At 38.3% G+C, this 13,917-nt stretch carries 12 protein-coding genes, 1 other RNA gene and 3 pseudogenes; 8 read left to right on the top strand and 8 right to left on the bottom strand.

Annotation, left to right across the window (positions count from 1 at the left end; translation table 11 throughout):
- Nucleotides 1–3 precede the first annotated feature (3 nt).
- From WG932_RS13365 to ssrA, 6 genes and pseudogenes are all read right to left on the bottom strand, one after another.
- Nucleotides 4–369, bottom strand: a complete 366-nt coding sequence (locus tag WG932_RS13365; RefSeq protein WP_483088265.1) for a Fic/DOC family N-terminal domain-containing protein — start codon at nucleotides 367–369, stop codon at nucleotides 4–6.
- Between the two features lie 224 nt (nucleotides 370–593).
- A pseudogene (locus tag WG932_RS13360) lies at nucleotides 594–784 on the bottom strand (KTSC domain-containing protein).
- Nucleotides 785–1,688: 904 nt separating this feature from the next.
- The gene (locus WG932_RS13355) at nucleotides 1,689–1,904 is read right to left on the bottom strand and encodes a helix-turn-helix domain-containing protein (RefSeq protein ID WP_483088640.1); all 216 of its coding nucleotides are present in this window, start codon (nucleotides 1,902–1,904) and stop codon (nucleotides 1,689–1,691) included.
- The gene (locus tag WG932_RS13350) at nucleotides 1,886–2,083 is read right to left on the bottom strand and encodes a hypothetical protein (RefSeq protein WP_483088264.1); all 198 of its coding nucleotides are present in this window, start codon (nucleotides 2,081–2,083) and stop codon (nucleotides 1,886–1,888) included. Before WG932_RS13350 ends, WG932_RS13355 begins: the two co-directional genes overlap by 19 nt.
- A gap of 12 nt (nucleotides 2,084–2,095) precedes the next feature.
- The gene (locus tag WG932_RS13345) at nucleotides 2,096–2,389 is read right to left on the bottom strand and encodes a type II toxin-antitoxin system HigB family toxin (protein ID WP_149392633.1); all 294 of its coding nucleotides are present in this window, start codon (nucleotides 2,387–2,389) and stop codon (nucleotides 2,096–2,098) included.
- A 465-nt stretch (nucleotides 2,390–2,854) separates the two neighbouring features.
- Nucleotides 2,855–3,259, bottom strand: a transfer-messenger RNA (tmRNA) gene (ssrA, locus tag WG932_RS13340).
- Nucleotides 3,260–4,283: 1,024 nt separating this feature from the next.
- Between ssrA and WG932_RS13335 the strand changes: the two genes are divergently transcribed.
- The 8 genes and pseudogenes from WG932_RS13335 (at nucleotide 4,284) to WG932_RS13300 (ending at nucleotide 12,597) form a co-directional block, all read left to right on the top strand.
- Nucleotides 4,284–5,333: an SLC13 family permease gene (locus WG932_RS13335; RefSeq protein WP_483088263.1), complete on the top strand. Its 1,050-nt coding sequence runs from the start codon at nucleotides 4,284–4,286 to the stop codon at nucleotides 5,331–5,333.
- A 13-nt stretch (nucleotides 5,334–5,346) separates the two neighbouring features.
- Entirely contained in the window at nucleotides 5,347–6,231 is an 885-nt protein-coding gene (locus WG932_RS13330; RefSeq protein ID WP_483088262.1) for a serine hydrolase, read from the top strand.
- 175 nt (nucleotides 6,232–6,406) lie between these two features.
- Nucleotides 6,407–7,956 (top strand): annotated as a pseudogene (locus WG932_RS13325) (SulP family inorganic anion transporter).
- A 526-nt stretch (nucleotides 7,957–8,482) separates the two neighbouring features.
- The gene (locus WG932_RS13320) at nucleotides 8,483–8,641 is read left to right on the top strand and encodes a hypothetical protein (protein WP_483088261.1); all 159 of its coding nucleotides are present in this window, start codon (nucleotides 8,483–8,485) and stop codon (nucleotides 8,639–8,641) included.
- Between the two features lie 38 nt (nucleotides 8,642–8,679).
- Nucleotides 8,680–9,543, top strand: a complete 864-nt coding sequence (locus tag WG932_RS13315) for an efflux RND transporter periplasmic adaptor subunit (protein WP_483088260.1) — start codon at nucleotides 8,680–8,682, stop codon at nucleotides 9,541–9,543.
- A 3-nt stretch (nucleotides 9,544–9,546) separates the two neighbouring features.
- A pseudogene (locus WG932_RS13310) lies at nucleotides 9,547–11,324 on the top strand (efflux RND transporter permease subunit).
- Entirely contained in the window at nucleotides 11,321–11,605 is a 285-nt protein-coding gene (locus tag WG932_RS13305; RefSeq protein ID WP_483088259.1) for a hypothetical protein, read from the top strand. The pseudogene WG932_RS13310 and the gene WG932_RS13305 overlap by 4 nt, the downstream one beginning before the upstream one ends.
- Nucleotides 11,602–12,597 (top strand): efflux RND transporter permease subunit, encoded by a 996-nt coding sequence (locus tag WG932_RS13300; RefSeq protein ID WP_483088258.1) that lies wholly within the window; start codon nucleotides 11,602–11,604, stop codon nucleotides 12,595–12,597. Before WG932_RS13305 ends, WG932_RS13300 begins: the two co-directional genes overlap by 4 nt.
- A gap of 33 nt (nucleotides 12,598–12,630) precedes the next feature.
- Here the strand turns inward: WG932_RS13300 and WG932_RS13295 are convergent, their stop codons facing one another.
- Complete coding sequence (locus WG932_RS13295; protein WP_483088257.1) at nucleotides 12,631–13,287, bottom strand: metallophosphoesterase; 657 nt, start codon at nucleotides 13,285–13,287, stop codon at nucleotides 12,631–12,633.
- Nucleotides 13,239–13,736 (bottom strand): hypothetical protein, encoded by a 498-nt coding sequence (locus WG932_RS13290; protein WP_483088256.1) that lies wholly within the window; start codon nucleotides 13,734–13,736, stop codon nucleotides 13,239–13,241. Before WG932_RS13290 ends, WG932_RS13295 begins: the two co-directional genes overlap by 49 nt.
- Nucleotides 13,737–13,917: the final 181 nt, after the last annotated feature.

Raw genomic sequence — 13,917 nt, 5'->3', positions numbered from 1 at the left:
TAATTATTCCGTTTGTATTAAGAAATCTTTTTCTTTGATTAAAAGCGTACCCATCAGAAGTGCTTCTCTGTATCGTAAAACCTCTTTTGTTGCAACATCTGGTTTTGCTGATTTGGCGTATAACGCCTGATAAAGTTTGTCTTGGGTTGTAATCACGTTCTCAATTCCTGAACTCGCTTGAGCTTCTTTTAAAATAACAGCATTGATGAGAATATTTGGATTCGGTAATGTACTCGTAAGACCTTTTAATTCTGCCAGTGCAACTGCAGATTTACTTTCCTGTTTGAGAATAGCAATTGTCTCTACCAAAGATTGTTTTGGAGGAAGAAGAGGTAAATCGTTAAATGCTTTATGTGATTTTGTTGCCATAGCCTAAAATTAAAATGCGTATTCCTATATATTACAACTCATTGATCTCCTTTTCAATTAGCCGGTATTCATCCTTTCCATCTTCTCCTGAATAAAAGTCTCGCAAGTCCTTTTTGGTTAATTTTCATTATAGGATTTATTTTTCCAATTTTTTTAAAATTTCTTTGTTATTGTCAAATATCTTTGTCGATTTTGACTTCCTTCGTATTTAAAGCAATATTAATTCATTTACTATTGTAATTATACCTTTTCTTGATTTCATTCAAATAGTAACTTTCCTTTGCTGCTGAACTTACCAACTCTTCAAATACCCTTTCCGGTACATCAAAATACTGATAAACAGCCCATGGTTAAATTCTATTTCTAAAACCTTCTTTTCTGCATCATAGTCTACCGAGGCAATATTGGAAGACACTACAGGAATGCGTCCGGTTTTTCCTGTATTATCTTCTAAAATTAATAACAATTGCTTACCAAGTTCAGTGCTAAGATATTGCTGGTCTCTACTCCTGAATTTCTCAAGAACTGTGAGTTGAAGCCAAACTGCATCTATCAACAGGTTGAAATGGTCTCGAAAATTTTTGGTGTTATTGTATAATCCAATTTTATCGATAATTGCCTTCCTATACTTTGGTTCTATGCAATATTGAAGCAGCTGTTTGGCTTTAGTGGTAATGCTGTTTTTAATGGCTTCGTTGTCTCTGTCTCCAATTTCAGAGACAGAGAGCCTAATTTAAGGATTAATGTCAATTAAGCTATTGAATTCAATTGTTGACATAACCTTTGTTGACATACTATATCTAAAATTGGAAAAGATTTTTGAGATGTCATCACTTATTTTCTGTTATTTTACACAACAGTTGCTCTAACGTTTTGTTTATATCGCCCTCCCTGAGATATCGGTTCTTCTTGGGATCGGAGGAATTGAAAACTTGTTACCGTTTTCAAGGCTTTTTTGCAGGAATAATCTCTACTAGTAAAGGTGGGTTTTATTTGCTACTCTTTCTCTGGAAAAAGGGATACCTGCAGAGACGGTGATGAAGATTACCGGGCATGCCGATTACAAAAATTTTCAACGGTATATTAAAGTTACTGAAGAAAGAAAATCAAACGAGGTGAAGAAAGCTTGGGGAGATCCTGAATGAATTAAGTAACCATGTGATTGAAAAGTTCGACACCAATACCATTGTGACTTTAAAAACTCCAAAAATACCTACCAATTTGTGTAAGCGGTTCCTAAGAAAGATGGCCAATGAAATTAATAGATGCTTATTTTCTTCCTGAAAAAGAGGGTATTAAATCAAAGAATTAACTGATATCTATTTAAAGTACTTTTTTAGAGGGTATTCCCTTATGAGCCATTCTGCCGGTATTTTCAGTAACTGACTGAATTTTCTGATCATTGTCAATGACAGGGACTGCTTATAATTCAACACTTTGCTGATGGTCCCCTTGTCACCGTAGGCCTTTGCCAGGGTGGTAGCATTATAACCAAAATCGGCCATGCGGATTTTGATCATTTCGACAGGGTCCACTTCCGGCAAATCCCAAAGCTTTTTTCGTATTGGGCTATCAGATGGACCAAAAGCATTTTTTCTTTATGTGCTCCCGTACCTTTTTCTGCATCTTTCAACTGCTCATACCTTTTGCTTGCGGCCTCAAAATCAGCTTCTGATTCCAGTAAGAACCAATTATTATTTTTAAGCGTTTTCATTTTTGCTAAAGTTTAAATTGTTGTGGCATCTATCTTATCATATTGATCATGGGTTCCGATAAATCGAACTTCTACCGTTTTATCCTCAAAATTAACTTCGATGATCAAACGGTATTTATTTCCCACAATTTTAAAGCGTGCCCTACTGCCTTTAATGATCTTAGCAGTTGGGAAACTATCCAAAATATCCTGGTTTTTTTCCCAATTGGCATTTTCTACAATCACCTTCCAGGTGGTCAGACTTTTGGCCGAATCGGAATGCTTCTTTGTAAAAACAATCAACTTGGTCAAGTAGATAATTACCATGTTTTTTTATTTACTGTAAAATTACAAATATGTTGGTAAAATGCCAACATGTTAAATACCGCTCTTCACTTTTTTTAATGCCATTCACAAGATTTCTCTAAAACTTTCGTCAATTTTTTCTTATCAAATCAAAATTTTCTCTAAAAAGGGGTATAACATTAAACACAATCAACCTACTATTAACTACATATAGGTTTCAAATTAAAGAAAATCATGATCATCTCTTACATTTTTTATCGCGGCCAGTAAGCCTGAAGAAATGGGAACCGTGAAGAAATTAATTATTAGTGTGTGCTGAATAGAAACAGGTAATTGCTCCTCTTGAAATATTTTTCCAATTTTTTTGATCGTCGAAATTATGGAACAATAAAAAACCTTAGTCGGACCGTTAAAAACTGAAAATCCGCCCCATGCTTAAAAATAAAAACCCTAAATTACTATTTTTCAAGTATTTAGGGTTTTAGTTTGTGGAGCTGGCGGGAGTCGAACCCGCGTCCAGATAGGGAAACACCGTACCGTCTACATGCTTAGTCAACTATTGAATTGTAGACCGAAAGCCGCTGGTTGACACACCTACTTCCGGCTTAACCACTAATCTTAGCCCTGCTTAGTAGTCTCACAGGGAGCATCACTGTCAAGTCGACACCTCAATTCCATCCGGACAGCGCAACGGATGGTGAGATGTGGCCGGGGAGCATCTATCGAAGCTCAACCCTTTAAGCATTATCTAGTCCCCTAAGGGTAAGATTAGGCAGCCATGGCGTAATTAGATTCGCCAATTAGGATTTGTATGAATCTTTCAAGGCCGTACATACTCCAGCCTGCATGCGAGCCCAATCTTCACTCCTACTGTCAAAACCGGTCAGCCCCATTTGAATTAAGTTGACAAAACTAACACAAATTTGGTTCCAAAACCTAAAAATTTTTAATCAACAACTTTATCCACAATTTCTAGTGGTAAGTATAGGTCTAAAACTAGACCTATTATCGAATTTCCCTCTTCTTTTTAATCCAAAGAAAAAGGCCATGGAGTCGTAGCCATGGCCTTTGAAATATAAAGATGAAAAAATGATACTATCAGAAGTGTTATTGGAAGAGTTTTAAGCCTGTTAATTTTCCTATCACTACTGTTTTATTGAATATTTGATGACATGTACGCAGACACCTTGCTGTTTAGATTTTTCTTGTCTGTTTTTTTAATAATTTTTTTATTCGATCGGTACTTTAATAGGGTTTATAAATATTGGAAAACCTCAATGATAGGATAGTAGACCTTTGCGGTAAAGCTGTCGTAAGGTACTATGAAAAGTTACATTGCACTATAATTCCAAATTCAAAAGTATTACTGGCGTTATTCGTAAAGGGACTATTTATACATGGGAGATTTGTCTTGATTTTTTGTACCTAATCGTTTATGTATTCCACTTTTAGGTTTAAATTGCCACGTGGTTATCTCGGATCCAATTGGATATATCGATTACCCGCTCATTCGTGGGCTTAACCTTTTTTCATAAATTTCTAATTGAGCATGTTTGAAGCTGATTCTAGAAGTGGTGCCAGAAATCTATATAGGAAGCTTAAGTTGAATTGGATTTTCAGTACTTCTACATTTGTTGGGAATTTTTTAATTGCACTAATAATCAGCTATTTTTTTAGCAAGATAGGTTACGAGGCCCCAGTTAATTTTGTGTTTTTTATTAGTATTTTGGCGATAGGCTTATGGATATCCGAAGCTTTACCTCCTTTTGCTGTCGGAATCTTTATTATTGCTACCCTTTTACTAGGGTTCAGCACAGACTTCTTTTTGATAAAACCATGCCGCCGGAGCTCTATGTGAGTACTTGGACCAGTAATGTGATTTGGCTTTTACTCGGTGGTTTTTTTAGCAAAAGCCATGAGTTTGGTAGAATTAGATCGACAGCTTTTTCAGTTTACAGTTAGTAAATTCGGCCATAAACCTGAAGGTTTACTATTAGGGATGATGATGACCACGGCCATTGCCAGTATGGTCATGTCGAATACAGCAACCACTGCAATGATGATTTCTTCCATTTTACCTCTTGTTCGGATAATTGGAAAAGATTCAGCCTATGGAAAGGCTTTATTAACGGCAATACCGGCAGCTGCCTCGGTGGGAGGAGTTGGTACCATCATTGGCAGTACACCAAATGCAATTGCAGTAGGCGCTTTACAAGAGAAAGGCATAAACATTACTTTTATAGATTGGATGGTAGTAGGTTTTCCTACCGGGTTGATTTTGGTTTGGTTATTTTGGAAATTCCTTTGCAAAACCAGAGACTTTTCGAGGGTAACCCTTGACCTTTCTCTTCTTCCTAAAGCCAAAGGCGAAGTCAGGCCTTTTGAAAAAAATGCTGTTATTTTCACTTTAATGTTTACTGTTTTGATGTGGCTGACTGAGCCATTGCATGGCATACCTGTTGCAGCTACTTCTGCCATTCCCATTGTCCTCCTCACTATGACCCAGGTCATCCACTCAGAACATGTACGAAGCCTGCCTTGGGATACACTTATGTTGGTGGCCGGAGGGCTTGCCCTTGGCATTGCGCTGGTAGAAGTTGGACTAGCAGAAATAGTTATGGTGAAAATCAATGCTTTGCCCTTGCCAAAAGTATTTATAGCCATTATCTTTTGCTTGGTAGCGGTCTTACTCTCAAATGTAATGAGTAATACAGCTGCAGCTTCCATTTTGGTGCCCTTGAGTTTGGCCTTGCCGGGAATTTACGGAATTGCAGGCCCTGTGATGGTGGCCATAAGTTGTTCCTGCTCTTTATTGCTTCCTGTATCTACCCCTGCAAATGCCATCGCCTTTGCAACAGGCATGGTGGAACAAAAAGACTTCCGACCCGGAGGGGTGTTCTTTATTTTCTTGGGTCCAATATTGGCTTTTTTAGCAGTAATGGCCTGGGTACTTGTTTTACTTTAACTGTCTTTTTGCTATGAAAATTCACCTGCTATTTCCCTTACTCCTATTAATAGCCTGTAGTCAGGCTAAAGAAAAACAAAGGTTGACTCAATTGGAGGAAGAAATTAGAAAACTGATGAATGAAACTGAAGGGGATTTTGCTCTTGCTTTCAGATCAGTGGATGGCGAGGAAAGTGAATTATTTTTCAATGAAAAAGAAACGTTTCATGCTGCGAGTACGATGAAAACTCCGGTTATGGTTGCGCTTTTTGAACAGGAAGCAGCTGGTAAGTTTTCTTTACAAGATTCAATTTTGATTAGAAATTCTTTTAAAAGTATTCTTGACGGAAGTACCTACCAAATGGACTTGGGAGTAGATAGCCAAGAAGCATTGTATAAGCGGATAGGTGAAAATGCTACCCTGTACGAGTTGATGTATGAGATGATTGTTCGAAGTAGCAATTTGGCCACCAATATACTGATAGAGAAGGTAGGAGCGAAAAATGTTACCCAATTGATGCGTGAATTAGGGGCAGAAGACATACAAGTGCTTAGAGGTGTAGAGGATCTCAAAGCCTATGATGCTGGGCTGAGCAATACCACCACAGCCCTAGACATGATGCTGATTATGGAAGCCATTGCCAAGCATAAGGTGGCCGGGTCCCAAAAAATGATAGACATCCTATCGGATCAGCATTTCAATGATTTGATACCAAAATATTTGCCAAAGGAAGTGAAAATAGCACATAAAACAGGCGCTATTACGGGGGTGCAACACGACGCCGCCATAGTGGAGCTTCCTGATGGAAATCGGTATGTTTTGGTAATTCTAAGTAAAAACCTTACCGATGAGAAAGCAGGTAAAGAGTGTATCGCCAAAATTAGCCAAATGATTTATAACAATATAGAGAACCTATAGTTAAAGAGGGTATTTCGCTTGTATTCAGTCAATTCTCTTGCTAAAAAACCAAATAATATTTTAATTAAATATATTTTTAATATCTTTGCGCCTTATTTCCTCAATGGAAATCACCCAAATGCCTAATTTTTTAAATTAATTAAATTATTAATAACATCATCAATCTTACAGACCTATGACTCAGGCCTTTTACAACTTATTCAGACCAAAGGAAGCCAATATTAAAGATGAAGTGCTATCAGGCTTAACTGTTGCCTTGGCTTTGGTGCCGGAAGCAGTAGCATTTTCTTTAATTGCCGGGGTGAGTCCATTGATAGGCTTATACACTGCTTTTATCATTGGTTTGATTACATCAATCCTTGGAGGCAGACCGGGTATGATATCAGGAGCTACCGGAGCCATTGCTGTAGTAGTGGTGGCATTAGTGATTGATCATGGTGTGGAATACCTTTTCGCTGCTGTAGTCTTAATGGGGCTGATCCAGATATTGGTAGGGGTGTTAAAATTAGGAAAGCTGATTCGTTTGGTTCCGCACCCGGTAATGTTCGGATTCGTGAATGGTTTGGCAATTATCATTTTTACTGCTCAGTTTGCCCAATTTAAAACGGTAAATGCACAAGGAGTTACAGAATGGATGAGTGGTACCCCATTGTTCCTTATGTTGGCTTTGGTACTTGTAACCATGCTTATTATCAAATACCTTCCTATGTTAACCAAAGTAATACCTTCTGCTTTGGCAGCGATACTAGTGGTTACCTTAATTGTGATCTTTGGCGGATTGGATACCCGTACCGTAGGAGATATGGCATCTATTTCAGGAGGCTTGCCACAATTTCATATTCCTATGGTATCCCTGTCCATGGAGACATTTTGGATTATTTTACCTTATTCTGCGATAATGGCCGGCGTTGGGTTGATTGAAAGCTTACTTACACTTACCCTTGTAGATGAAATTACTGAAACCAGAGGAAGTGGGAATAAAGAATGTATTGCCCAAGGAGTAGCTAACGTTACTACCGGTTTTTTGGTGGAATGGGAGGTTGTGCCATGATCGGTCAATCCCTTATCAATGTAAATGCAGGAGGAAGAAATCGGCTTTCGGGTATAGTAGCAGCACTTGGTTTGCTTACCTTTATTTTATTCTTTTCTTCCTATATAGAAATGGTGCCGATGGCTGCGCTTGTCGGTCTAATGTTTATGGTGGCTATAGGAACTTTTGAATGGGCCTCTTTAAGGGTATTTAGAAAAGTGCCTAAATCAGACGTATTGGTAATGATTTTGGTAACCCTTGTCACGGTATTTTTACACAATCTTGCTTTGGCAGTGTTGATAGGGGTGATTATCGCTGCTTTGGTATTTGCATGGAAAAATTCAAAAATGATTCGTGCAAGAAAACGCATGGACGAAAATGGTATCAAACACTACGAAATTTTTGGACCTTTGTTCTTTGCTTCAGTAACCGCTTTCGGAGAGAAATTTGACCCAATAAATGATCCTGATGAGATTATTATTGATTTTGAGGAGAGTAGAATAGTGGATCATTCCGGCTTGGAGGCCGTACATAAGGTGACAGAGCGCTACAGTAAAGTAGGTAAAACTGTGTATGTGAGACATTTAGATTCTTCTAGTAAAGCATTGCTCCACAAGGCGAGTTCCATCATACATGTGAATTATAAGGAAGATGATCCAAATTTTATACATGCCGATGAAAAAGTGCTGAAATAGCATTATAATACCCTAAAATTATTGATCCGGATTGATTTACTCGATCCGGATTTTTTTATTTATACTCAATTAGATTACCCTGATATTGTTGTCTGTGTGGTATAATTTAAAAAAAATAGCCAATTTGAAGTCCGGATCATGGCATTTCAATGTCAGCAACAGCTAGGAGGAGAAAAATTTTGTAGTGATTAAATCGCACAAACGAAGACCTATTTCCTTTATCAGGTTTAAAACGCATAGGTTATAATTATAGGTATACATACTTGACCAATTATTTCAGCCTTAAAGGCAACTATTTTAAAATGTGCATTGAATGGATTATGGAGTTTAAAGCAGTTAACTTAAAGTTTTTCTTTAATCTACTATCAGGAGCACTTTAGTAGGATTCTCAGGGGCTAAATTTGATTTTTCGCAGTTTTTGAATAAAAAATAAAGCCAATGTTTGCATGAGATTTAAATATTTAGTTAATTATAATCTTTCCAAATATGCTTCAAAAAAATATTAACCATATAGCCAAATAAAGACATGAACAAAACACTCTTATTTTGTTCCTTAATTTTCTTTTTCTCCTGTGGTGAAGAAACCCAAGAGAAAGAGGAAATCCCCATGGAAACTTTTCGGGATGAAGTTCAAGCCACTTCTGTAAAGGTAGGATTATCTGAAAAAAGTCTTTTGATTACCTAATCAACGCGACAGGGAAAATTGAAGCTGAAAATCAGGTGATGTCTATTGTAGAACGAACTGGCTATTTAATAGATTTGAGGGTAGAGGAAGGGCAACTAGTTAAGGAAGGACAGGTAATTGCCCTATTGGATAAAACGGATAGTCAGCTTGAATGGGAGAAAGCTCAAGTAAACCTTCGTTCATCTCAGGCTGAGTATGAAAGCAGAAAAATTACTGCTAGCGTTGAAACTACTTTTTCTGAAGATTTGGATAAAGAGGCAAGGGATGAATATTGGAGAGCTTCCAGTGGCTTATTGGCTGCAGAAATTGCTGTAAGGGAGGCAGAGATTAATCTAGACAAGACGGAAGTTAAAGCCCCCATTTCCGGTGCAATTGCAGATTTGAAATTAAAAAAGGGTAGTCTGGTGAATGCAGGTGACGAAATTTGTTTGGTACTAAGCACTTCCTTATTGGAAATGAAAGTTAAAGTATTGGAGTCGGATATTTCTTTTGTCAAAAAGGGACAAAAGGCAGAAATATATCCGGTCTCCGGTTTAGGTGATAGCATTACTGGTACAGTTACCAGCATCAACCCAAAGGTGGATGAAAACGGATTGGTCCAAGTTACTTTAAAACTAAGTAAAGGAGGAAGTCTGCTGCCCGGGATGAATGCAAGGGCAGTAATAAGGGCTCCACAAAACAACAATTTGGTGGTGCCAAAAGAAGCAGTAGTTTATCGATCCGGTCGCCCGGTGGTCTTTACTATTGATAATAATGAAGCCATTTGGAATTATGTGGAGGTAGGAAAAGACAATGGAAGAGAAGTTGAGGTTTTGGATGGACTTGAAGCAGATCGAACCGTGATTGTAAGCAATAATGTTCAACTGGCCCATCAGGCTCCAGTGCAGGTTTCAACAGAATAGGATATGGTAAAGTTTTTACTCTCGCGTCCCATTGCTGTTGGCATGACCTTTTTGGCTTTGCTTATCTTCAGTGTGATAATGTTTAGGACACTGCCGATCTCTTTATTGCCCCCCATAGATGTGCCTCAAATAATCATAAAGGTTAATTATCCCAATACCTCTCCTGAGTCCATCGAACGCAATGTTCTCAAACCCATTCGAGAGGGTATGGTCACTTTAAATGGGCTTCAGGATATTGAGAGCAAGGCAGGTTCAGAAGTAGGAAATGTGCGTTTGACTTTTGATTTCCAGACCAAAATGGAATTGGCTTATATTGAAGTCAATGAAAAGATTGATCGACTGACCAATAGTTTGCCCGATGACATGCCAAGACCTCAAGTGGTCCGGATCAACTCCAACGATATTCCTATCGTTCGGCTTCAAATTATTCCGAAAGAAGGGGTAGATTATGCGGAGGTTTCTTTGCTGACCGAGAATGTAATAAAAAACGCTTAGAGCAACTGGATGGAGTGGCGCTTGTTGATATCAATGGACGTCAGGAAAGAGTCATAGCAGTAACACCCAATAAGCCCGTAATGTCAGGTTTGGGTTTTATGGAATCAGACTTAGTTCAGGCAATTCAGGACGGAAACCGTGAATTACCCGGGATTAGTGTAGAAGATGGACAGTTTAGGTATTATTTAAGGTTGGCAAGCAAGTTAGAAACAGCTGAAGATGTGGGGAATCTACCTGTAAGGGGGCCTGAGGGAAATACCGTTTTACTTTCAAAAATTGCAAAGGTTAATCATACCTTATCCAAGCCTACCGGGTATCATTTATTTAAAGGTAAAGAAAGCTTGGTGGTGACAGTACATAAACAGACTGCGGCCAAAATGAATGAAACCATGCCCCTGATTTATGAAGCGGTGGAATTGTTTAAAGAGGATTACCCACAGGTAGATTTTGAATTGACACAAGACCAATCTTCTCTTCTTAATGCGGGGATAAACAACCTACAAACCAGTTTGTTTTTTGGAGGCTTATTTGCTTTTGCTATTCTATTTGTGTTTATGGGCAATTACCGCATGCCCATAATCATAGGTATAAGTTTGCCAGCTTCTCTGGTGATTAGTTTTATGGTGTTTTATTTTTTTAATATCTCTATAAATGTGATTTCCCTAAGTGGACTTGCTTTGGGTTTAGGGATGCTTATAGACAATGCCATCATTGTTTTAGACAATATTAACCGAAAACGAGAGGAAGGGTTTTCTTTGTTTGAAGCCTGTGTGGTCGGAGTAAATGAGGTGCAGTCAGCACTTATAAGCTCTGTACTCACCACCTTGGCAGTATTTGTGCCATTAGTGTTTTTAAGTGGGGTGGCAGGGGCTTTGTTTTATGATCAGGCGGTATCTGTTGCAGCAATTTTGTCGGTCTCCTTATTGGTGGCGTTTATTCTACTCCCCTTATTGTATTTTCTTTTGTTTAAAAACAAAGACAAACAATCTGTTAAAGAGGATAGTCGACTTTTTAGAGGCATGTTAAAGGGGTATAAACTATTGTTTAAAAGGTTCTTCACTCGTCCGGGGCTGTCATTGATGGTATTGTTCCTATTAATACCTTTGCTTTTGGCATCCATTCAATTTTTGAAAGTAGAAGGTTTACCACCTGTTGAAAAGTTTGATGTTTTGATTTCGTTGGATTGGAATGAGCCGATCAATGCAAGTCAAAACAAAAACAGAATTCAACATTTGCTTGAGCAATTGGAGGGAAATTTACAGTGGCGGAAAGTGATATCGGTTTGAGACAATTTATATTGTATGAAGGTGAAAATGCCATTCAACAGGCGGATCTTTACCTAATGTTTGCCAATCAAACTGATAAAGAAAATGTTGCAAGGCAACTTCAACAATTCTTTATTAAGCAATTCCCTCAGGCCAGTATAGAGATAAAAGACGCCCCCAATGCTTTTGATCAGCTGTTTAGTTCAAATCGCCCCAACTTTGAGGTGCGATTTAAGAATACAGAAACCAAAAGGTCAGTAGGGCCCAGTCAAATGAATGCACTGATGGAAAATTTCCTGTGAAAGATTGGTCTAAAGGACCTGGATTGCAAGAGGGAGCTTCCGTAATTTTTAAAACAGATCTCGAAAAACTGGCACTCTATGGCTTAGAAGTAAACCAGTTGATTACCTCCATAGAAAGGTTGTTTGGAGATTACTTAATCACAGATATTCGACAATTCGGAGAAATAATCCCTATACGTTTAAGAAATGATCAACTGGATTTTCAATCCCTGCTGAAAAGAAATTTTATACATGGAGAAGCAGGGGTTGCTTATGCTTTAGATGAGTTTATTACTGCTAATTACGATACCCATTATAAGTTTGTAACAGCTGATAGGTCCGGTATATTTCAATCTGTAAACCTCAATATTACTGAACCGACAAGCTACGAAGATGAAATTCGTTCATGGGCAGTAAATGAAAACCTTACCGTAAATTTTGCAGGTCAATATTTCGAAGACCAAGAAACCATCAAGCAGCTAATGGGGATTTTAATGGTTTCGATTTTATTGTTATACTTTATTCTGGCAGCGCAGTTTGAAAGCTTTTTACAGCCTCTAATTGTGATATTTACTCTTCCCCTAGGAGTAGGAGGGGCTTTCTTGGTTTTATGGCTTACCGGAACTTCCCTAAATGTAATGTCAGCCATAGGTTTGGTGGTAATGCTTGGCATCATGGTCAATGATGCGATACTTAAAATAGATACCATCAATAGGCTAAGGGTAAATTATCGTGCGAATGGAATCGTAGGCAAAGAGGCCTTAACCAAGGCATTGTACCGTGCAGGAGAAATTAGACTCAAGCCCATAGTAATGACTTCTATCACTACAATTCTTGCTTTGGTACCGGTGGTATTCAGTGCGGGTTTGGGAGCAGATCTGCAAAGGCCGCTTGTCTTTTCAGTTATTGGCGGTCTTACCATAGGTACATTTACGGCACTGTATTTTGTGCCATTGGCCTATTATTTCTTATCCGGGGAAAGTGGATCGGTGAAATTCGGTGATGAAAGATGAATCTCTTAATTTTTGATTCTCCATAGTTTTATTTTATCCTTTTTTTAATTCGATTACAGTAATTTCCGGCCAAATACCTACTCTTCCGGCAAAGGCATGAAAGCCAAAACCTCTATTTACATAAAGGTATTTCCCTGCCTGCTCTGCAATACCTGCCCAGTTGGCATACCGGTACTGTGCCGGGCTCCAGCGGATAAACGGCGTCTCTATGCCCATTTGCATCCCATGGGTATGTCCACTAAGGGTCAAATGTATATTTTTAGGATGGTTTTTGACCTGTTCGTCCCAGTGGGTAGGGTCATGTGATAGCAAGATCTTAAAATCCTTTTCCGGTACATTTTGTAGGGATTTCTCAAGGTCTCCTTTAGATTGAAAACCAACTCCCCAGTTTTCTACGCCCAACAGGCTAATTTTTTGCCCGTCTTTTTCTATGGTTCTGCTTTCATCCAATAGCAAATCAAAACCCATCAAATGATGCTTGTTTTTTAGCGATTCTAGGTTTTGAATCTTTGCTTCAGGGCTAGGCCAAGAAGTGTAGTCTCCATAATCATGGTTGCCCAGAATAGAGAATTGGCCATATGGAGCTTTAATCTTTGAAAAAATATCCAACATCGGATCAATTTCATTGGCCTTGTGATTGACTAGATCTCCGGTAAATACAAAAAGATCAGACTGCTGAGCTGCTGCCATTTCTGCCCCTTTTTTACTGCTTCAAAGTCTTTGAAACTACCGGCATGAATGTCTGACAACTGGGTAATGGTAAATCCGTCAAAGGCCTCCGGCAAATCTTTAAAATATAGGGTTTTGCGGATTGTTCTAAAAGCATATTTTCCTTTGACAATCCCATAAATGAAGCCTGTCATAGGTATAACTGCCACAGCAAACGCCAGCTGGCTTACGAATTTCCTTCTAGAGGCCAACAATGTGCCATCCTGGGAAGAATTGGTAATGTATCGGTAAACTGAACCCAATCCCCTTATCAGATCTTCCCCAAATAAGAAAAGAACAATGGTTAATTGGGTAACAATAATAACCAAAAACCAATTGAGTGATTGCTGTGAGGTTGGAGATATTTTCCCCTCCTGCATAATGGTATAAAAAGTATACCCAAACCACAAAGCTATTGTGGCAGTAAGCACCCAATATATGGTTTTCCCCTGAGCTAAATAACCTGATGGTAAAATTGTTTTGATCCCTTGAAATACATACCAATCCAGAAAAAAATAACGGATAGTAAAATTAGAATGAATATTGTGCCTCCCACTTTTTTCATAGAATATTTGTGTTATTCTATTAAACTGAAAGGAGGCTAAAAAGGTT

The sequence above is a fragment of the Cyclobacterium sp. SOCE241 genome, from assembly GCF_056867545.1.
This window is presented reverse-complemented; position numbering and strand designations above follow the sequence as displayed.

Excerpts from the sequence above, each read along its gene's own strand:
- WG932_RS13315 (WP_483088260.1), top strand. The coding sequence starts at position 8,680 with ATGTCTATTGTAGAACGAACTGGCTATTTAATAGATTTGAGGGTAGAG.
- WG932_RS13350 (WP_483088264.1), bottom strand. The coding sequence starts at position 2,083 with ATGAAAACGCTTAAAAATAATAATTGGTTCTTACTGGAATCAGAAGCT.
- WG932_RS13345 (WP_149392633.1), bottom strand. The coding sequence starts at position 2,389 with ATGGTAATTATCTACTTGACCAAGTTGATTGTTTTTACAAAGAAGCAT.
- WG932_RS13365 (WP_483088265.1), bottom strand. The coding sequence starts at position 369 with ATGGCAACAAAATCACATAAAGCATTTAACGATTTACCTCTTCTTCCT.
- WG932_RS13295 (WP_483088257.1), bottom strand. The coding sequence starts at position 13,287 with ATGGCAGCAGCTCAGCAGTCTGATCTTTTTGTATTTACCGGAGATCTA.
- WG932_RS13330 (WP_483088262.1), top strand. The coding sequence starts at position 5,347 with ATGAAAATTCACCTGCTATTTCCCTTACTCCTATTAATAGCCTGTAGT.
- WG932_RS13335 (WP_483088263.1), top strand. The coding sequence starts at position 4,284 with ATGAGTTTGGTAGAATTAGATCGACAGCTTTTTCAGTTTACAGTTAGT.
- WG932_RS13320 (WP_483088261.1), top strand. The coding sequence starts at position 8,483 with ATGAACAAAACACTCTTATTTTGTTCCTTAATTTTCTTTTTCTCCTGT.